At 64.9% G+C, this 20150-nt stretch carries 17 protein-coding genes and 1 pseudogene; 7 read left to right on the forward strand and 11 right to left on the reverse strand.

Features of this window, described 5'->3' with window-relative positions:
- Positions 1-355 precede the first annotated feature (355 nt).
- Positions 356-3076 (forward strand): DEAD/DEAH box helicase, encoded by a 2721-nt coding sequence (locus tag DB459_RS13590; protein WP_253713366.1) that lies wholly within the window; start codon positions 356-358, stop codon positions 3074-3076.
- A 23-nt stretch (positions 3077-3099) separates the two neighbouring features.
- Positions 3100-4056 (forward strand): SWIM zinc finger family protein, encoded by a 957-nt coding sequence (locus DB459_RS13595; RefSeq protein ID WP_253713367.1) that lies wholly within the window; start codon positions 3100-3102, stop codon positions 4054-4056.
- A gap of 284 nt (positions 4057-4340) precedes the next feature.
- Here DB459_RS13595 and DB459_RS13600 read toward each other — a convergent pair whose 3' ends face one another.
- The 7 genes from DB459_RS13600 to DB459_RS13630 form a co-directional block, all read right to left on the reverse strand.
- On the reverse strand, positions 4341-5309 hold the full coding sequence (locus DB459_RS13600; RefSeq protein ID WP_253713368.1) for an ABC transporter ATP-binding protein: 969 nt from the start codon (positions 5307-5309) through the stop codon (positions 4341-4343).
- A complete protein-coding gene (locus tag DB459_RS13605) occupies positions 5306-6286 on the reverse strand; it encodes an ABC transporter ATP-binding protein (RefSeq protein WP_253713369.1) in 981 nt (326 codons plus the stop codon). The genes DB459_RS13600 and DB459_RS13605 overlap by 4 nt, the downstream gene beginning before the upstream one ends.
- The gene (locus DB459_RS13610) at positions 6286-7203 is read right to left on the reverse strand and encodes an ABC transporter permease (RefSeq protein WP_253713370.1); all 918 of its coding nucleotides are present in this window, start codon (positions 7201-7203) and stop codon (positions 6286-6288) included. The genes DB459_RS13605 and DB459_RS13610 overlap by 1 nt, the downstream gene beginning before the upstream one ends.
- Positions 7169-8128 (reverse strand): ABC transporter permease, encoded by a 960-nt coding sequence (locus DB459_RS13615; RefSeq protein WP_253713371.1) that lies wholly within the window; start codon positions 8126-8128, stop codon positions 7169-7171. The genes DB459_RS13610 and DB459_RS13615 overlap by 35 nt, the downstream gene beginning before the upstream one ends.
- Positions 8129-8152: 24 nt before the next feature.
- Positions 8153-9943, reverse strand: coding sequence for a peptide ABC transporter substrate-binding protein (locus DB459_RS13620; RefSeq protein WP_253713372.1), 1791 nt, complete (start codon positions 9941-9943; stop codon positions 8153-8155).
- Positions 9944-10188: 245 nt separating this feature from the next.
- Positions 10189-11607 (reverse strand): M20 family metallopeptidase, encoded by a 1419-nt coding sequence (locus tag DB459_RS13625; protein WP_253713373.1) that lies wholly within the window; start codon positions 11605-11607, stop codon positions 10189-10191.
- A gap of 505 nt (positions 11608-12112) precedes the next feature.
- Positions 12113-13126, reverse strand: a complete 1014-nt coding sequence (locus DB459_RS13630; protein WP_253713374.1) for a helix-turn-helix domain-containing protein — start codon at positions 13124-13126, stop codon at positions 12113-12115.
- 284 nt (positions 13127-13410) lie between these two features.
- On the opposite strand from DB459_RS13630, the gene DB459_RS13635 reads away from it, so the two are divergent.
- Complete coding sequence (locus DB459_RS13635) at positions 13411-14073, forward strand: outer membrane protein (protein ID WP_253713375.1); 663 nt, start codon at positions 13411-13413, stop codon at positions 14071-14073.
- A 245-nt stretch (positions 14074-14318) separates the two neighbouring features.
- Here DB459_RS13635 and DB459_RS13640 read toward each other — a convergent pair whose 3' ends face one another.
- The 3 genes from DB459_RS13640 to DB459_RS13650 form a co-directional block, all read right to left on the reverse strand.
- Entirely contained in the window at positions 14319-14615 is a 297-nt protein-coding gene (locus DB459_RS13640) for a cupredoxin family copper-binding protein (protein ID WP_253713557.1), read from the reverse strand.
- 269 nt (positions 14616-14884) lie between these two features.
- The gene (locus DB459_RS13645; RefSeq protein WP_253713376.1) at positions 14885-15832 is read right to left on the reverse strand and encodes a metallophosphoesterase; all 948 of its coding nucleotides are present in this window, start codon (positions 15830-15832) and stop codon (positions 14885-14887) included.
- A 308-nt stretch (positions 15833-16140) separates the two neighbouring features.
- Positions 16141-16590, reverse strand: coding sequence for a c-type cytochrome (locus DB459_RS13650; protein WP_253713377.1), 450 nt, complete (start codon positions 16588-16590; stop codon positions 16141-16143).
- Positions 16591-17064: 474 nt separating this feature from the next.
- On the opposite strand from DB459_RS13650, the gene DB459_RS13655 reads away from it, so the two are divergent.
- From DB459_RS13655 to DB459_RS13665, 3 genes are read left to right on the forward strand one after another with little or no spacing between them, the layout of a single operon-like run.
- Complete coding sequence (locus DB459_RS13655; protein ID WP_253713378.1) at positions 17065-18084, forward strand: ABC transporter substrate-binding protein; 1020 nt, start codon at positions 17065-17067, stop codon at positions 18082-18084.
- A gap of 3 nt (positions 18085-18087) precedes the next feature.
- On the forward strand, positions 18088-18861 hold the full coding sequence (locus tag DB459_RS13660; RefSeq protein ID WP_253713379.1) for an ABC transporter permease: 774 nt from the start codon (positions 18088-18090) through the stop codon (positions 18859-18861).
- On the forward strand, positions 18842-19627 hold the full coding sequence (locus DB459_RS13665) for an ABC transporter ATP-binding protein (RefSeq protein ID WP_253713380.1): 786 nt from the start codon (positions 18842-18844) through the stop codon (positions 19625-19627). Before DB459_RS13660 ends, DB459_RS13665 begins: the two co-directional genes overlap by 20 nt.
- A gap of 25 nt (positions 19628-19652) precedes the next feature.
- Here DB459_RS13665 and DB459_RS13670 read toward each other — a convergent pair whose 3' ends face one another.
- Entirely contained in the window at positions 19653-19931 is a 279-nt protein-coding gene (locus DB459_RS13670) for a hypothetical protein (protein ID WP_253713765.1), read from the reverse strand.
- Between DB459_RS13670 and DB459_RS13675 the strand changes: the two are divergent.
- Positions 19918-20148, forward strand: a pseudogene (locus DB459_RS13675) (DUF2945 domain-containing protein); the annotation flags it as partial. The gene DB459_RS13670 and the pseudogene DB459_RS13675 sit on opposite strands and share 14 nt — an antisense overlap.
- Positions 20149-20150: the final 2 nt, after the last annotated feature.

Here is a 20150-nt window from a genome sequence, read left to right on the forward strand (position 1 = left end):
AGCCACACTAGCACTTTGATTTTGCTAGTGTCCCTATGTCTCCGAATGACCGTGCGAGTGCGAGGCAAACGTAGCGGTCATTCGGAGACGGGACACTAGTGTGGCGTCTCGCAATTGCCTACCGCCTTCGCGGCAACCCTCTCGTAGGCAATTGCGAGACATAAGCCACACTAGCACTTTGATTTTGCTAGTGTCCCTATGTCTCCGAATGACCGTGCGAGTGCGAGGCAAACGTAGCGGTCATTCGGAGACGGGACACTAGTGCGGTGGATCTGACGCTCGTATCAGTATTGCAGCGAACTCTTCATATGAGCGTCAGATCCAAAACCGCACTAGAATCAAGAATGGTCCGATCATGAGGCTGGCGCCGGTTCTCACCCCGCGTGGTTTGCTGATTCTCAGGGAAACGGAGGACGCGCCTGGGCTGCAGTCCGAGGAGCGTCCTCGGCTGGCGGAAGCCTTCCTGCGGGGGGCCGGACACGGGCTGTTGCGCCTGGGAGTCGATGAAGTCGGGACGGTTCTGCCTCCGGTGCTGTCGTATTGGCGAGACTTCGGAGCGCGCTACGTCACCGCATTGTGCACCGTTCCCGGCATCGGCGATCGGTCGACCAAGCCTGAAGTCGCCGTTCCGGCAGATGACGAACTCAGCCGGATCGCGGCGGCCGTTCCGCCGATGATGGGCGCCGAATATCTGACCACGATGGTCCTGGCCGATCTTTGGCGAGACATGGACGCCGCCTTCGACGCCGAACTGGCCGACGCCAGGCTCTCCGTGCAGGATTTCCTCAAAGCCCGGCATCCGGCGTGGAACCTGATCGGGCGTGTCCATTTCAATCTCGCCGAGAACAGGAAGGACGACGCTGCCCCGTTCGCGTTCATGGCAACCTACACGACGCGGCTTTCGGCGGAAGCCAAAGCCCAGCATATGCCTCTCGGCAAGGCCTTGCAGGAGTATGCCGGCGCGAGAAATCGCGAGCGCCTGCTGTCGCTGTTGCTGCCCGTCCAGCGCGCCGCCGAGCATTGCGCCTGGCTGAAGGTCATGGTCGACGCGGGCGAGATCTTTCATCCGCTACGCTGGAGCCAGCAGGAGGCGCTGCAATTCCTCAAAGATGTGCCGGCGCTCGAAAGCGCCGGCGTCGCGGTGCGGATGCCGGCGAGCTGGCGTCTGAACCGCCCCGCGCGTGCGCAAGTCAAGGCGACGATCGGGGGGCGAGCGCCATCGCAGATGGGAACGGATGCGTTGCTCGACTTCCAGATGGAAGTGACGCTCGACGGCGAGAAGCTTTCGGCGGCCGAGATCAAGCGGCTGCTCGCAGAGGCCGACGGCCTGGTCCTGATACGTGGCAAATGGGTCGAGGTCGACCATGAACGTCTGCGCCGGACCCTCGATGAATTCGAGGCGATCGAACGGCGCGCCGCCAGCGACGGTCTGTCGTTCGGCGAGGCAATGCGCATGCTGGCAGGCGCCAACATCGTCGAACAGGGTCCCGGTGGACAGGCACAGATCGACTGGAGCCAGACCGTGGCGGGTCCCTGGCTGGCGGAGACGCTGGCGGCCTTGCGCCGCCCCGATGGGCTCGCGCGGATCGATCCCGGTAAATCCCTTCGAGGCTCATTGCGGCCCTATCAGCTGGCGGGCGTGCAATGGCTCTATCTGCTCACCCAGCTCAGGCTCGGGGCCTGCCTTGCCGACGACATGGGGCTCGGCAAGACCATCCAGGTCTTATCGCTTCTGCTCGTGCTGAAGAGCGAGACCAAGGACAGCCGACGGCCATGTCTTCTCGTGGCCCCGGCGTCGCTGCTCGCCAATTGGGTTTCGGAAATTGCGCGATTCGCGCCGGGTTTCAGGGCGCGCGTCGCCCATCCATCGGCTGCACCGGCCGAGCAGCTGGGCGCGGACGACGCCGGCAATCCGGACGCAGACATCTTGGCGGACACGGACCTCGTGATCACGAGCTACGGGTTTCTGGCGCGCTCGCCCTGGCTGGGGACCGTGCCGTGGCGATTGGTCGTGCTTGACGAGGCGCAGGCGATCAAAAATCCGGCCACCAAGCAGACCAGGATGGTCAAGCAGCTCCAGGCCGACACGCGCATTGCCCTGACCGGCACGCCCATCGAGAACCGGCTTGGCGACCTCTGGTCGATCTTCGACTTCATCAATCCCGGACTGTTGGGTTCGTCGAAGCAGTTCTCGTCCTTTGTCAAAGGCCTCGCCGATCGGCCGCATAACCCCTACGGACCGCTCCGCGATCTGGTCCGCCCCTACATCCTGCGACGCCTGAAAACCGACAAGAGCGTCATCGCCGATCTACCCGACAAGACCGAGGTGAATGCCTTTTGTTCACTGAGCCGCAAGCAGGCGGCGCTCTACCAGCAGGCGGTGAAAGAGCTGGCGCAGCGGCTCGACGACGTCGACGGGATGCAGCGCAAAGGCCTGGTGCTCGCCATGCTGATGCGGCTGAAACAGATTTGCAACCATCCCTCGCAATGGCTCGGCGACGGTGCATGGACCGAGCAGGACAGCGGCAAATTCGAGCGGCTGCGTGACATCGCGGAGGTGGCGGCCGCCCGGCAGGAGAAGGCGTTGATCTTCACTCAGTTCAAGGAGACGACAGCCCCGCTGGCGGCGTTCCTGGGCTCGGTGTTCGGACGGTCCGGCCTCGTCCTGCATGGCGAAACCGAGGTCAAGAAGCGCAAGGAGCTCGTGCGCCGGTTCCAGGACGACGAAAATGTGCCGTTCTTCGTGCTCTCTCTCAAGGCGGGCGGCGCAGGGCTCAATCTCACCGCCGCCTCGCATGTCGTTCATTTCGACAGGTGGTGGAATCCGGCCGTTGAAAATCAGGCGACAGACAGAGCTTTCCGAATCGGGCAGACCAAGAATGTCCTTGTGCATAAATTCATTTGCCGGGGCACCGTGGAGGACAAGATCGATAAGTTGATCGAGTCGAAGAAGCAGCTGGCCGGGGATCTGCTCGGCTCCGCATCCGAGGTGGTATTGACCGAGATGAAGGATGAGGAACTGCTGCAACTCGTGGCCCTCGATCTGCATGCGGCGGCAAGGGAAGCGGGCGGATGAGATATTTTGAGTGGCAGCCTTACGTGTCGGTGGCCGCGAAGCGGCGACAGGCCGAACGCGAACTGGCCGAGCTGAGGAAACGAGGGCAATCCGTTGCCCCCGTGACGATCGAGGGCCGCACGATCGCCAGGACCTTCTGGGGCAAATCGTGGTGCGTCAACCTCGAGCGCTATAGCGACTATGCGAGCCGGCTGCCGCGTGGCCGTTCCTATGTCCGTAACGGTTCCGTTCTCGACCTGAAAATTGCAAAGGGTGAGGTCGCGGCGATGGTTGCGGGTTCCTCGCTCTACGAAATCAAGATCGCCATCGCGCCCGTCAAGGCGGAGCGCTGGAAGGCCATCTGTCGGGACTGCGCGGGCGCGATCGACTCCCTGGTTGAACTGCTGCAAGGCCGTTTGGCCAAGGGGATCATGGACCGGGTCTGCCGGGAGGGCGACGGCCTGTTTCCATCGCCCGACGAAATCAAGCTGTCCTGTAGCTGTCCGGACTGGGCAGACATGTGCAAGCATGTCGCGGCGGCACTCTATGGCGTGGGCGCACGGCTCGACAAGAAGCCCGAACTCATCTTCGCGTTGCGCGGCGTGGACGAGAATGAGCTGCTCGCCGATGCCGGACGAGACCTTGTGCGAACCAGCGCTGCGCCCAGCACGGCCAAGCTGCTCGGTGACAGCGATGTCGCGGCGCTGTTCGGGCTGGAGATGGCGCAATCCGCGGCTTTCGATACCGGCGTTTCCCCCGCGCCAAAGCGGCGCCGGGGATCGGCGACATCAAGAGGAAACGCCACGTCCGTCGCGACAAAGCCATCGGCGGCGAAGAAAACCAAGCCATCGACCGAAACCAGGCCATCGAAGAAGACCAAGTCATCGAAGAAGACAAAGTCATCGAAGAAGACCAAGCCATCTCCTGCGGTTCGGAAGAAGTCCGGGCGCAAGGCAGCCTCGGCCGGCACCGGGAAGGGAGGCGGACGACGCAGGTCTTAACCTTCGGCTTAACTTTGCTTCCAGCGTTCGTATGGCGGTCGCGCGCTCTCCGGCGCTTTTTTGGCAGCGCCTGGCCGATCTCATCGGCAAACCCGACGACGCGCAGCTCGAGGCGGCGCTGGGCTATCTCGATCGCGGCACTGATCGAGCCGGCCAATCCCGGCAATCGATCGGGAAGTCGCGTGAGCGACCTGTAACGGGCGTCCACCCTCCGCCGTCGTTGGCCGGCTCGACCGCGCAATCCAATATGCCGCGCGCTCCTTCGATCTCGCGACCGCCGCGCCTCACCTCAAATGACACGCCACGAAATGCTGCTCGCCCTCGTCCTTCAATTGCGGCGCGATCTGCGCGCAGCGCGGCTCGGCCAGGGGGCAGCGGGTGTGGAAATGGCAGCCCGCCGGCGGGTTCATCGGGCTCGGCACATCGCCTTGCAGCCGGATCCGCCGGCGCTTGACCTTGGGGTCCGGCACCGGCACCGCGGAGAGCAGGGCCTGGGTGTAGGGGTGGCGCGGATTGCGGTAGATGTCGCCGGCCCTGGCCAGCTCGACGATGCGGCCGAGATACATCACCGCGACACGGTCGGAAATATGCTCCACCACCGACAGGTCGTGGGCGATGAAAAGATAGGACAGGCCGAGCTCGGCCTGCAGGTCTTCCAGCAGGTTGATGACCTGCGCCTGAATCGAGACGTCGAGGGCAGAGACCGGCTCGTCGCAGACGATCAGCTCGGGCGCGACCGCGAGCGCCCGGGCAATGACGATGCGCTGGCGCTGGCCGCCCGAGAATTCATGCGGATAGCGGCGCATGTGCTCGGCCTTGAGCCCGACCTTGACGAGCAGGCTGGCGACGCGGTCGTTCCGCTCGCCGGCGGAAGTCGCCAGCTTGTGGATGGTGAAGGCTTCGCCAATGATCGCCCCGATCGTCATGCGCGGATTGAGCGAGGCGAACGGATCCTGGAAGATGAGCTGCATCTTGCGCCGCATGGCGCGCAGCTCAGGGCCGCCGAGACCGGTGACGTCCTGCCCGTCGAAGGCGATCTCGCCCTCGCTGGGCTCGATGAGGCGCAGCACGCAGCGGCCGGTGGTGGATTTGCCGCAGCCGGACTCGCCGACCAGCCCCAGCGTTTCGCCGCGGCCGACCGTGAAGGACACGCCATCCACCGCATGGACCCGCCCGACTTCGCGCGACAGCAGCCCGCCGGTGACGGGAAAATGCTTCTTGAGGCCGGTGACGCGCAGCAGGGGCTCGCTCATGCCGGCGCTCCCAGATGGCAGGCCATGCGGTGGTTCGGAGCGATCTGGCGCAGGACCGGCTCCTTCTCGGTGCAGAGCGGCATGGCGAAGCGGCAGCGCGGCGCGAAGCGGCAGCCGGGCGCGGGATTGATCAGGATCGGCACCGAGCCGCCGATGGCCTCGAGCCGGGTCTTGTGCGTGCCGTCGAGGTCGATGCGGGGAATGGAGCGGATCAGGCCATGGGTGTAGGGATGGCGCGGGTCGGCGAACAGGGCGTCGACGCTCGCCTCCTCGACCACCTTGCCGGCATACATGACGACGACGCGCTGGGCGGTCTCCGCGACCACGCCCATGGCGTGGGTGATCAGCATCACCGCCATGCCGAAGCGCTGCTTCATGTCCTGCAGGAGATCAAGGATCTGCGCCTGGATGGTGACGTCGAGGGCGGTGGTGGGCTCGTCGGCGATGACGAGCTTGGGCTTGCAGGCGAGCGCCATGGCGATCATGACGCGCTGGCGCATGCCGCCCGAGAACTGGTGGGGGTAATCGTGGACGCGCCCCGCGGCGTTGGGGATCTGCACCAGCTTCATCATCTCCACGGTGCGGGCGAGCGCGTCCTTGCGCGACAGGCCCTCGTGGCGGCGCAGGCTCTCGGCGATCTGCTCGCCGACGGTGAGGACCGGGTTGAGCGATGTCATCGGCTCCTGGAAGATGAAGCCGATCTCCCTCGCCCGAACGTCGTCGAGCTCGCCGCCGGTCAGCGGCACGAGGTCACGGCCCTCGAACAGGATCTGGCCGGCGACGATGCGGCCGGGCGGCATGGCGATGAGCTTGAGGATCGACATGGCGGTGACGGTCTTGCCGCAGCCGGATTCTCCGACGACACACAGCGTCTCGCCCTTGTCGATGGTCAGATCGACGCCGTCGACCGCCTGGACGATGCCGTCGTCGGTGCGAAAATGGGTCTTCAGCCCCCTGATTTCGAGCAGAGGCGCCATCAGATCACCCGTCGCGCATCGAGGGCGTCGCGCAGGCCGTCGCCGATGAAATTGATGGCGACGACCGCGGTGAAGATGGCGCCGCCGGGAAACAGCGCCCAATGGGCGGCGATGTCGAGATAGTCCTTGGCGTCGTAGAGCAGGCGTCCCCAGGTCGGCGTGTCGGGCGGAAATCCAAGTCCGAGAAACGACAGCGTCGACTCGGCGATGATGGCGGCGGCGACATCGACCGTTCCGGCGATGATCACCGGTCCGAGCGCGTTCGGCAGGATGTGCTGGACGACCTGTCGCAACGGGCTGGCGCCGAGGGCGCGGGCGGCTTCGACGAACTCCTTCTCGCGCAAGGACAGGAACTGGGCGCGGACGAGACGGGCGGTGGGCATCCAGCGCAGGCCGCCGATCACGACCACGATCAGGATGAAGATGCCGACTTCGGGACCGAATACCGCCTTGAGGTTGTCCCGGAACAGATAGATCAGGAGGAGCAGGAGCGGCAGTTGCGGCAGCGACAGGAACAGGTCGGTGAGCCATATCAGCCCGTGCCCGACCGCGCCGCGCGACATGCCGGCGAGTGCGCCGATCAGCGTGCCGACGAAGACGGAGACGATCATCGCGGCGAGGCCGACCGCAAGCGAGATCCGGCCGCCATAGATCATGCGGGCGAGGATGTCCTGCCCCAGATCGTCGGTGCCGAAGGGATGGGCGAGGGAAGGCCCCTCGAGGCGCGCGTTGAAATCGATGTCGTTGATGCCGATGCGCCAGAGGAACGGTCCGAACACCACCGCCACGACGAGAGCGAGCAGCAGCACCGCGCTGACCACCGCGAGCCGGTGACGGCGATAGCGCCTCCAGGTCTCGCGCAACGGCGAATAGGCAGGCCGCTCAGCGGAGAGAGATGCGAGGGTCAAGCCAGCCATAAAGGACATCCGCGACGAGGTTGAAGAGCACCACAAGACAGGCGAAGACGAAGGTGACGGCCATCACGACCGGCGTGTCATTGGCGAGAATGGACGAAATCAGCAGCGAGCCGATGCCGGGAATGCGGAAGATCTGCTCGGTGACGATGGCGCCGCCGAACACCGCCGGCATCTGCAGCGCGATCAGGGTGACCACCGGGATCATGGCGTTGCGCATCACATGCTTGATGATGACCCTGACCTGGCCAAGGCCCTTGGCGCGGGCGGTGGTGACGTAATCGAGCCGGATGACGTCGAGCATCGCGGCGCGGACGAAGCGGGTCATGGAGGCGGCCTGGAACAGGCCGAGCACCATGACGGGCATGATGGCCTGGCGCACCTGTTCGACGAGCCACCGTGCGCCGGTGGCGTTGATGTCGCTGGTGTAGACGAACGGCAGCCAGTCCAGCGTGACCGAGAACACCAGAATGAACAGGATGCCGGTGAAGAAGGTCGGCAGCGAGAAGCCGATGAAGGCGAGGGTGTTGGCGACCTGGTCGAAGATCGAATAGGGCCGCATCGCCGCATAGACGCCGACCGGGATGGCGATCAGCAGCGCCAGCACCTGCGCCGAGCCGATCACATAGAGCGTCGCCGGCAGGCGCTGGAGGATCAGCGTGTCGACATCGACGCGGCTGACGAAGGAAAAGCCCCAGTCGCCATGGGCCATGGCGAGCAGCCAGTGCAGGTAGCGCAGATAGATCGGATCATCGAGGCCGAACCTGGCGCGCAGCGCGAGGCCGACTTCGGGCGGCACGTTCGGATTGGTCGCGAGCTCCGCGAACGGGTCACCGGGCGCCAGCGCCAGCACGACGAACAGGACCAGTGAAATGCCGAGCAGGCTCGGGGCCGCAATCAGGAGGCGACGCAGGACATACTGACTCATGAGGGATTCATCCGCCGCCGGCCGTCAAACCTCCCGATACCAGTCGTGCAGGTTGTCGGTCTCGTTGGCCCAGCCGCTGATCACCGGGCGCAGGGTGTTGGAAGAGGCCTCGACCTTGAGGCGGTGCATCACCGGGATGAACACCGTGTCCCGCCAGAGGACATCGTTGGCCTTGATGTAGAACGCGGCGCGCCTGAGCGGGTCGACCTCGTTATCGGCGGCGTCGATCGCCGCGTCGTAGTCCGGATTGCGATAACGCGGGAAATTCTGTCCCTGCCACTTGTTCTCCTTGGTCGCCACGTAGCGCGAATGAAAGCGGCGCATCAGCTGGGCCGGGTCCGGCTGGGTCATGGGGATCTGCAACATCTCCATGTCGGCGTAGAATTTCAAAAAGGTGTCGGGGTTGCCGACGTCGGAGGAGAAGAACACCGAGGCGACGACCGATTTCAGCTCGACCTCGATGCCGGCTTTCTGGCAGGCCTGCTTGACGATCGCCTGGGTCTTCTGGCGCGGGCCGTTGATGGAGGTCTGATAGAGCAGTTTCAGTTTCTTGCCGTCCTTGGCCCGGATGCCATCGGCGCCCGGCTTCCAGCCGGCCTCGTCCAGCAGCCTCGCCGCCTTTTCGATGTTGAACTCCCACGTGGTATTCTTCGAGACGAACTTCTCCGGGCCGTTGAGGAAGTTGGCGGTGGTTCGTCCGGCGCGGCCGTAGATGACTTTCTTGATCGCGTCGCGGTCGACGAGGAGCGCGAGGGCCTGGCGCACGGCCGGGTCGGAGAACAGGGGATGGCTGGTCTTGATCGACGACCGCTCGCCGTCGACTTCCGTGTTGGGATCGGTGAAGTTGAGGGCGATGAATTCGGTGTCGCCGCCGACCGCATAGATGGCCTTGCCCTTGCCGCCCTTCTCGAGGCGCAGCAACACGTCGTCTTCGACCTGAATATTCCAGGCGAAGTCATATTCGCCGGTCTGGATGACGGCGCGCGCCGCGGAGACGGCATCGCCGCCGCCCTTCATCTCGAGGGTGTCGAAATACGGCCGGTTGGGCATGTGGTAGTCGAGATTGATCTCGCCGCGGATGAGGTCGCCGGGCCGGAATTCGACGAACTTGTAGGGACCGGTGCCGACGGGCTTGAGGTTGGCCGGCGCCTCGCGGGACCTGGCGCCCTTGTAGTCGGCGAACAGATGTTTCGGGATGATGGCCCCGGTGGCGCCGACAAAGGCGTCGGCCCAGAACGGGGTGGGCTGCTTGAACAGGATGCGGACCGTGAGGTCGTCGACCTTTTCGACGGTGATGTCGCGGTAGATGCCGATGCTCGTCGTCGAGGTGGCGGGATCGGTCGCGTATTCCCAGTTGAAGACCACATCATCGGCGGTGAAAGGCTTGCCGTCATGCCATTTCACGCCGGGCTTGAGTTTCCAGGTCACCGACTTGCCGTCGGCGGCGAGGCCGCCGTTCTGGATCGACGGGATCTCGGCGGCGAGCACCGGCGACAGGTTGCCGTCGGCGTTCCAGCTGGCGAGCGGTTCATGGAACAGGCGCGAGCCATCCTGCTCCTTGGTGCCGGTCGCAAAATGGGGATTGAGCAAAGTGGGGCCCTGCCACCACAACAGCTTGAGCGGGCCGCCGCCGCCGCGTTTGGCCGGCTTGTAGGCCGACGGGCTCTGGGCCATGGCGACGCCGCCGATGGCAAGAATCTGCGTCGCCATCGGCGCGGTGAGACCAAGGCCGATCATGCGCTGAACGAAGGCACGGCGATCCATGCGCCCGTCCTTGACTTCGTCGACCATGGTTCGAAGTTCAGCGTCCAGCATCATTGTCCTCGTCCGCGTCTCGCGTGTCCCGGGTGAAGATGGCACACCGACGCCCCTCCCGGTCAACTTCAATCGACGCGGACACGCATTATCTGTGGGCTTTGCCTGATCTACCTTTGGGCAGAACGGCGTTCTGCTGCCCACGTCTTCGGCATTGCCGCGTTCCGGATGCAAGGCGCGTCGTAACGCGTCTTGCATTGCGGAAAATCGGTTCGTCCGTCAGGTCCCGGATTCAGGTCCCGGATTCAGGTCCTGGACATGTCCAGCGGCGGCGCCACATCGGCCGGCAGCGGGCATTCATAGGGCGTTCGCGCGGTTCGCTTCGCAAGGTCCGCCTTGGCGGCGTCGATCAGGGCCGGCTCCGTCAGCGCCTTGACGCCGAGCCCGGCCATTGCCTTGGCGACCTGCACCATGGCCTTGTGGGCGGCCGGACTCTTTCCCTGCGCCACCACCTGCCAGGTATGGAGCGGTGTCCCGATAGCGATGGTGGGAGCATGGACCTGAACGGTCGGCACCACCCAGCTGACGTCGCCGACGTCGGTCGAGCCGATCAGGGGATTGCGCCTGGCGTCCAGCGGCACGAGGAAATCGGCCAGCGGCCGATCGGTCGGTTCCATGCCGATGGCGTGGTAGACGGCGCCGATGTCCTGTTCGCTCAGCGTCGACTGGATCTTTGCGGCGAAATCCCTGTCCGTCTCGTCGAAAGGCGGCGGGCCAAGCTCCTCCATGACGAGGTAAAGGGCTTGCTCGAGCGGGGTGTTGGGCAACAGATTGGAGACGGCGGAGATGATCCGCATCTCCACCCTGGTTTCGGTCATCAGCGCCGCGCCCCTGGCGATGTTGTGAACGCGCCCGACCAGTTCGTTCATCCCCGGCAGGTCGCGGGCCCGGATCGAATAGCGGACGCGCGCATGGGCCTGCACCACGTTGGGGGCGATGCCGCCGGTGTCGAGCAGGGCGTAGTGCACGCGGGCGTCGCTCGGCATGTGCTCGCGCATGTAGTTGACGCCGACATTCATCAATTCCACCGCGTCGAGCGCGCTGCGGCCGAGATGGGGCGACGCCGCGGCATGGGAGGTGCGGCCGGTGAAGATGAAATCGGCGCGGGTGTTGGCCAGCGAAGGCGCCACCGCCACCTCCCAGAAACTGTGCGGGTGCCAGCTGATGGCGACGTCGGCGTCGGCGAAAGCCCCCGAGCGCACCATGAAGGTCTTGGCAGCGCCGCCTTCCTCGGCGGGGCAGCCGTAATAGCGGACGCGGCCCGGCAGGCGGTGGGCGGCAAGCCAGTCCTTCACCGCGGTGGCGGCGAGCATGGCGGCAGAGCCGAGCAGATTGTGGCCGCAGCCATGGCCATGGCCGCCGCTCTCCAGTGGCCGGGGTTCGGCGACGCCAGCCTCCTGGCTCAGGCCCGGCAGGGCGTCGTACTCGCCGAGGAAGGCGATGACCGGCCCGCCTTCGCCCCATTCGCCCATCATCGCGGTGGGAATGCCGGCGACGGTTTCGGTGACGCGAAACCCCTGATGGCGCAGCTCGGCGAGGTGCTCGGCCGCGGATCTCGATTCGGTGTAGCAGATTTCCGGCGTCGCCCAGACCTTGTCGCTCAGAGCCATGAAGCGCGGCTTGACCGCATCGACGCTGCGCCAGATGTCACTGCGATTGTCCATTCCGATCCTCGATCCTGGAGCCAACTGAAAGTGGGCACGCTAGTATGGCGTCTCGCAATTGCCTATGCCCTTTGCGGCAAGCCCCTGTAGGCAATTGCGAGACATAAGCCACACTAGCTTCTTGATTTTGCTAGTGTCCCGATGTCTCCGAATTACCGTGCGAGGGTGAGGCAAACGAAGCGGTAATTCGGAGACGGGACACTATCAGTTTCGCCAGAATCGGCCAGAGCGTGATGTCGGCAACACCATCGCGCACCTGCTTGTTCGTTGGGCATGATCTGGCGGCGTCGGGCCTGCCGAGCGGCCGGGACCGGCCTGCCGCGCCGCGAACACGCCGGCCGCACTAGTGTGGTGGATCTGACGCTCGTTTCAGTATTGCAGCGAGTTCTTCGAACGAGCGTCAGATCCAAAACCACACTAGAATCATAATGATGCTAGTGTCCCGATGTCTCCGAATGACCGTGCGAGGGTGAGGCAAACGAAGCGGTAACTCGGAGACGGGACACTAGCAGCCGATCTGGCGGAGCCATTGCGGCCAGTCGGTCGCACTTCTTGCACGACGATGCCGCAGGATCTCGCGCTCCGGGAGATGGCGCGCTTCGCGCGGCGTCAGGTCGAACAGGCTTCGGAAGCTGCGGGTGAAGCTCTCCGGATTGGCAAAACCATGCAGTTCTGCGATCTCGGCAATCGACAGATGCCGCAGTCCGGCGGCACGCAACGCGTCCCAGGCGCGTCGCAGCCGCTGTCTCTGAAGATAGGCCTTGAAGCCGCCCGCAGCCTCGAACAGCCGATAGAGCGTCCGGCGCGACATGCCGAAAGCCCGCATGACGGTTTCCGCTGAAAGATGCGGCTCCAGCAGGTGCGTTTCGATATGGCGCCGGACGGCGTCGGCCAGCGCCGTCCGCACCGCGGCCTCTTTTTCCTCGTCGACTTCCGCATTCACCACGGCGGCAGCGAGCTGCAGGATGGAGGGCAGCGCCAGCCGCGCAGTCCCGGTCGACATGTTGCCGAGGTTCTGCGCGAGGCTCGCGCAGGTGTCGCGCAGCAGACAGACCAGCGGCAGACGTGCCGGCAACACCAGCTCGTGACAGTCGTCGGGGTTCTTCAGCAGCGGCGACAGCAGGCGTCGTGGCACGGCGATGCTCAATTGCGCGTGCTCGGTGGTGACCGTGGCCAGCGGCTGGGCCATGTCGATCAGGTAGAGGTCGGCGGGCCTGGCGACGGAATAGTCGTCGCGGCTCATGCTCTCGCCGCGGCTGTAGAACTGCAGCACGTATCCGTCCATGCCGTCACGGGCGATCTTGTGGCGCGAACGGCTGAACTGCTGGGCGCTGCCACGGACGTGGCCGATGCCGACATCATCGATCAGCCAGGCGTGGACGGAGGCAAAGAAGCCGTCCTGATCGGCTTTCTGAACGCGCGCATCGAACAGCACGCTGATCTGTTCCTGCCACATGTCGAGGCCGATCCTGGACGGCAGGCTGCGTGTGTCGAAGCGGGATTCCGGCAGGCTTGTCATGGACAGATCGAACCAAAATGGCGGCGCAGGCCGCAGGAGCTCGCCGCCGCGTCCGTGCCGGCCGAGCCGCCGCTCCGATTCGATCGGAGCGGCAACGGCCCGACGAGGCGTCGGTCCCGCCCGGCATGCCGCCTGCCTTGCGTCCTTCTGGCACCAGATCGCGGAAGATTGGCACTCGCAGTCAATTCGTCCGAGGCCTCGTGGATTTCCCAGGCGTGGGCGCACGCTCGTTGCTACAGCGGCGCCATCGATGCCATCGATATTCATTTCTGGGAAGTCTCATCATGAAAAAAGTTCTTCTCGCCGGCGCGGCCGTGGTCGTTCTGGCAACCTCCGCATCCGCGGCGGATCTCGCGGCGCGCGCCCCGGCGACCTACACCAAGGCTCCGGCGATGGTGTCGCCGCTGACCAACTGGTCCGGCTTCTACGCCGGTGTGATGGGCGGCTATGGCTGGTCCAGCAACTCCGGCGGCAACAACTTCAAGGGCGGCTTCGGCGGCGGCACGATCGGCTACAACTGGCAGGCCGCTCAGTTCGTCTTCGGTGTCGAAGCCGACGCGGCCGGCTCCAGCATCAAGGCCGCCGCGACCAGCGACGGCGTGACCGTCAACGATTCGATCCGGGCGCTGGGCTCGGCGACGGGGCGCCTCGGCGTTGCCGTCAACTCGGCGCTGCTCTACGTCAAGGGCGGCTATGCCTTCGCGAACAACCGCGTCAACGCCCTCAGCGGCGGCGTGAGCTTCACCGAGAGCAAGATGCACTCGGGCTGGACCCTCGGCGGCGGCGTCGAATACATGTTCCTGCCGCACTGGTCGGCCAAGGCGGAATACATGTACAGCGATTTCGCCGGCAAGAATTACTTCAGCAACGTCGTGGTCGGTGGCATCGATTCGGGCCGTCAGCAGATCCACACCGTCAAGGGCGGCATCAACTACCACTTCAACTGACGCCTCGTCGACCGGGCCAATCCGTAATCGGATCCGCGTCCCGCCCCATCAGCAATCGAGCCCGGCGTCAGCCGGGCTTTTGCGATGGGCGGCCGATCGGCGCAGGCAGGCGGATCGCGACGTTGCCACTGCGGCAGGACTGATTTAGCACCTCCGCTGTTTCCGCTCCGCTTCATTCGGAGCGGAGCGTTTTTCCGACACCAGTCAGATCCCGCGTCGCTGCACAGGCGTCTGCGCCGGCGCTCTCAAGGCGTGACGACGACCTTTGCCGTCATGAACGGGTGCAGGCTGCAGAAATAATCGAACTCGCCCGCGGTCATGAATGTGAAGCTGTAGGAGTCGTCGGTATCGAGCGCCTTGGCGCGGAACGCCTGGTGACTGTCGACGACCGTGTGGGGCGTGTCGTCGCGATTGACCCAGGTGACGACGGTGCCGATCGGCACTCTCAGCTCCGCGGGAGCAAAGGTGAAATTATCGATCGTGATGGTGGCCCCCGAATCCTGCGCGGCGTGCGCCTGCAAGGCCATCACCGCGCCGGCCATCAAACCTGCCGGAATGACGACAGCCAACGCACGGCGAAAGCTCGGGTGTTTGGCCCCCGCGCGGGGTTCTATGGTCGGATTCTTCATTCTGCCAACTCCAGAACCCTAGTGTGGCGTCTCGCAATTGCCTACCGCCTTTGCGGCCAGTCTCTCGTAGGCAATTGCGAGACATAAGCCACACTAGCGCTTTGATTTTGCTAGTGTCCTTTATGTCTCCGAATTACCGTGCGAGGGTGAGGCAAATGAAGCGGTAATTCGGAGACAGGACACTAGGTCGCGAGCGTCGTGTCGACGATGGCGAGCGGCTTGTTGCCCTGGCGCAGCGTGACGGTGGACAATCCGAGAAGGCTCCGCAGCCGTTCCGCGGGAACGACCATCGGTCCGGGTGACGGCGCCGAGCCCGGCGACGGCTGCGGAAAGGCCGTCGACAGCGCGGTATGGAAGGTCATGTTGCCTTCGACCTTCTGCGCCAGCTGGTGGATGTGGCCGTTCAGCACGGTGACGGAGCCGAACCGCTTGAGCAACGCCAGCGCGCGCTCGCCGTCGTCGGTGCCCCATCCCCATTGCCGGTAGAGGACGTAGAGCGGAATGTGGGCGAAGACCACGATCGGCGTGCTGGCGGACTTGTCTTTCAGGTCATTCTCGAGCCAGGCCAATTGCTCGGTGCCGAGATTGCCGAGACCGCCGGCCTTGAGATCGGCGACATTGACGAGTCCGATGAAGTGGACGCCGTGATCGTCGAAGCTGTACCAGCCGGCGCCGTTCGTGCCCTTGCCATAGCGGTCGAGATAGGCCTTGCCCCGGTCCTCGTCGATGAGGTCGTGCTCGCCGGGAACGGCGTGCATTTGCAGGGCCGTCTCGGCATAGACCTGATCGGCATTGTCGAATTCGGCCGGTTTCGACAGATGGGTGATATCGCCGGTATGGATGATGAACGAGGGCTTCACCGCCAGTGCTTTCACCCTGGCGACGGCTTCGCGCAGGGTGCCGAGCGCATCGGGATTGGCGGCCTTGTTGAAGCCGATATGGCTGTCGCTCATCTGCAGGAAGCTGAAGTCCGATGCGGCCGCGGCCTGAGCGTCGCCGAGCAGGCCGCGGGCGACAGGGACGCCGCCGCTCATGGCCCAGAGCACGCCGGTTCCGGCCCACACCATGCATTCGAGGGTATCGCGGCGGTTCGGCTGAGATCCGCCATCCGCGGTCTGCCTTCGGCTCATGTCCGTCCTCCCTTGCGAAAAGCGCGTCACAAGGGGAGACTCGGGCAGAGCCGGATTTATTCTCTGTGAAAGAGGGGCGCACCAAAAAACGGACGCGTAAGGTTGCCGGCAGGATCTTGATCCGCCCGGCAGCAACAGGGATGCCGGCCATCACCGGCGCCGGTGTCCGGGTCAGATCGGCCGGGCTTGGCGCAGGATCTCGACGCCGCCGCCATGACGACATGGGCGTCTCGATCCTGATCGATGGCCGATCAGCTTGCGTGAAGCTTGTGGCGCCCACTGCTCTGCAGGCTGGCGATGAACACGCCCTATTGCGCCTGCAGCCGGTAGATGTACTCGGTCAGAAGCAGAACGCGGGCGCGTGTATAGGCTTCGCGATTGACACGGATGTCGTCGTAGAGGCCCTCGCCGATCTCGGCGCTGTAGCGTGGCCCCCAGATCGGCATGTCGGTCGGGCCGTGGGCGGGCACCCGCTGGCGTCCGTCGATCGTCTCGTAGACCCGCACCACGGGGAAGACGCCGCCGTTGCGCTTGGTAAGTGTTGTGAGGTTTGGGACCGCGCTGGTCAGGTATGGCGCATAGGGTCCGTTGCCTTCACCACGGGCGCCATGGCACACGGCGCAGTGGGCCTCGTACTCGTTCTTGCCCGTATCGAATATCGGTTGCGTTGCGGCGCCGCTTTGCTGCGCTTGGGCCGCTGTCGCGGCGCCGAGCGCGAAGGCGCCGGTCGCCAGAACTCCAAGCAAGGTCGAGCGCATCTGTCCCTCCGTTGGAAGGTGGAGAACGAAGTATCGCTTCCAGCTGCGTCGAGGCGCGTTGACATAGGTCAAGGACGCAGGGCGGCGGATGAAGCCGCGGTCCACCATGATGGCGGTCGTGAGGTGAGCATCGCCAGAGTGGGAACGCCTTTGCGGTAAGCTTAGCCGAACGCCTCGACACGGGAGTCCGAAATTGCGGCGACGCTTCTGTTGCGCTGCAGCACGCAATTCGGAACAAGACGAGCGATGCTCTGCCGACGCTCGCCGTCGTGAGCTCATTTGTCGCGCGCATCCTTGCGCCTTCGCCATGATGGCGGAGACATCATTCTCCCCGGCACGGCGCGCGATCGGATCGGTCGAGCAGTTGAGCGTGATCCAGAGCCTCGCCTCGCTCCGACGTCGATGCGGCATCTTTGGGCATGACGGCTTGACCGGCGGCGAAGATTATAATCTCGTCGATGAAGTGTGGAGGTCATGAGCCTGAACGCCATCTGCAGGAATGTCTTCGGTCGCAATGCCGTCAGCCGACGTGTTTGGCTCGGCATGGCCTTCGCCACCCTTGCGCAAACGATCGCCCGGGCGAGCGATGTCGCCCCCGGCGCGAGCGTTCGGCTCGGCATCCTGCAATTCGGCACCATCCAGTGGCTCGCCGACGTCATCCGTCGCCATCATTTCGATGCCGCGCACGATGTCATGCTGCAGACCGTCAAGCTCGCCACCGCCGAGGCAGGGCGGATCGCGCTGATGGCGGGTTCGGCCGACATCGTGGTGTCCGACTGGACCATGGTCGCAAGCCAGCGCGCCGCCGGAATCAGGCTCTGCTTCGCACCGTTTTCCAGCGCCGTGGGCGGCATCATGGTCGGATCCGACACGCCATTGCGAACGCTGGGCGATCTCAAGGGGCGTAAGATCGGCGTCGCAGGGGGACCGCTCGACAAGTCATGGCTCATCGTCCGGGCTGCGGCGCAGACCGCTCACGGCCTCGATCTCGGCTCCGAAGCGCAGATCACCTACGGCGCACCGCCGCTCCTGAACGGCAAGATGCAGCAGGGCGAATTCGACGCGGTGCTGACCTATTGGACTTTCGCGGCCCGGCTCGAGGCCGCGGGGTTCCGGCAGATGCTGTCGGTTGCCGACTGCGCCCGGGATCTCGGCCTTCCAGGCCAGCTCGACCTGCTCGGCTTCGTCTTCCACGAGGATTGGGCGCGGCAGCAACGTTCCGCTATCGACGGATTCCTGGCGGCCGCCGCCGCGGCTGAGCGCCTGTTGGCGACGTCCGATGCCGAATGGGAGGCGGTGCGGCCGCTGATGGACGCGCCGGACGATGCCTTGTTCTCCGGCCTGAAGCGGCGTTTCCTCGATGGCCTGGCCCATCGATCGGCCGAGGAGCAGCAGCGCACGGCGGAGCAGCTGTTTGCCGTTCTCGTCAGGACAGGCGGTACACGCGCAACCGGCGGTCTTTCGGAGCTGCCGCAGGGAATCTTCTGGCGGTAACGGATGGAGCCCAACAGCAGTCGAGCCCGACGTGCAGCGGCGCTCCGCAGCACTCTGTCGCTGGCCGCCTTCATCGCCTTGTGGTGGCTCGGCGCTGTCCTGGCCGGGTCGCCCCAGTTGCTGCCCTCGCCCGCGGACGTGCTGATCGTCACATGGCGGGAGCTGGCGAGCGGCGCGATGCTCTCCAACATCGGCATCACGCTGTTGCGCGTCTCGATTGCCTTCTCGCTGTCGATGATCGTCGGCAGCACGATCGGCTACCTCGCCGGGCGCTCGGTGCGCGGCAACGCCTATATCAATCCCTGGCTGATCATCAGCCTGAACATGCCGGTCCTTCTGGTCATCATTCTCGTCTACATCTGGATCGGTCTGAACGAAACCGCCGCGGTGCTGGCGGTGATCATCGCCAAGACGCCGACGGTGATCGTGACGATCCGCGAGGGGACGCGGGCCCTCGACCGAGGTCTGGAGGATGTTGCGGCGGTCTTTCATCTTCCCCTGCTGCGCCGGATGCGCAGGATCGTCCTGCCGCAGCTCTCGCCATATATGGCGGCCGCAGGCCGCAGCGGACTATCGATTACCTGGAAGATCGTCCTGATCGTGGAACTGCTCGGGCGACCCAACGGCGTCGGCTTCGAGATGAACCTGTTCTTTCAGAGCTTCAACGTCGCCGGGGTGCTGGCCTACGGTCTTGCCTTCGCCGCGATCATGCTGATCGTGGAAACGACCCTTCTGCAGCCATGGGAGCAGCGGGCCAATGCCTGGCGACGTCCTTGAGGTCCGGATCGAGACGAAGACCTACCGTGCCAATACCGGCCAGGGGCGGAAGGTTCTGCGCGACATCGCCTTCTCCGCGTCGCCGGGCTCGGTTCTGGCCCTGTTCGGTCCATCCGGCACGGGCAAGACCACCACGCTGCGCATCGTGACGGGGCTCGATGCCGATTTCGCGGGGCGCATACTGCGTCCCTCCCGGCGGCTCGGCGTGATGTTTCAGGAGCCGAACCTGGCGCCGTGGCTGACGGTCAATGACAACCTCCGCCTCGTCGTCACCGATGGCGTGCCGGAGCCGGACATCCCGGCCATTCTCGAAGAGGTCGGGGTCGCCGCTTCGGGCAAGAGCCTTCCCCGCCAGCTCTCGCTCGGCATGGCGAGGCGCGTCGCCTTCGCGCGGGCGCTGGCGGTGTCGCCAGGCGTGCTGATCCTCGACGAGCCGTTCGCATCGCTCGACCGGCAGGCGGCCGGCGGTCTTGCCGCGGTGATCAGGCATCGGGCGGACGACATGGGAACGACGGTGCTGCTCGCGACCCACGATCTCGATCATGTGCTCCCGATCGCGGATCGCATTTTGATCCTGTTCGGCCAGCCGGCCAGGCTGGTTGCGGATGTCGCGCTGCCGTCCAAGATGGATGCCGGGGCAAGGATGCAGTTTCGGGGAGAACTCCTCGCCCGCTTTCCTTTCCTGGGAACCATCGAAGAGAATGCGCCGCCGGAATCATCCGGCCCGCCCGCCATTGGACCCTCGCCGCCCCCGGGCGACGGCTGAGGCCACCGTTTACGAGGCGGAACGATCACTGGCGGGAGGCTGGCCGTGATCCCATATCGTCCAGGGTCTCGATCAAATTCGGCGCGTCGACCTCCGGGAGATGCGATATGCGCAAATCGTCCAGGATCAGGGCATCCACCAGCAAGTCGTCGACGAAGAAGTCATCCGCGAGCAAGTCATCGGGCGACAGATCGCCGGCAAGGAGGACGCCGAAGACCTCAGCTGCCAAATCCAACTCTCCGGAATTCAAGTCATCTGGATCCCGGCCATCCGGATCCACGCCGTCCAAGTCCAGACCATTCAAGGTCGGCGATCATGTCGGCTGGAATTCGGAGGCCGGCCGGATCAGCGGCCGAATCGTGCGGGTGCACACCCGTGACGTGGTCCGCGGCGGCTATGTTCATCACGCCAGTGCGGATGATCCGAACTACGAGATCAAGAGCGACAGGACCGACCACCTCGCCCTGCACAAGGCTCGGGCGCTGCGGCATCTGCGCCGGAAAGCGCAATCGGCATCCTGACA

The organism is Bradyrhizobium sp. WD16 (assembly GCF_024181725.1).
GTDB lineage: Bacteria > Pseudomonadota > Alphaproteobacteria > Rhizobiales > Xanthobacteraceae > Bradyrhizobium_A.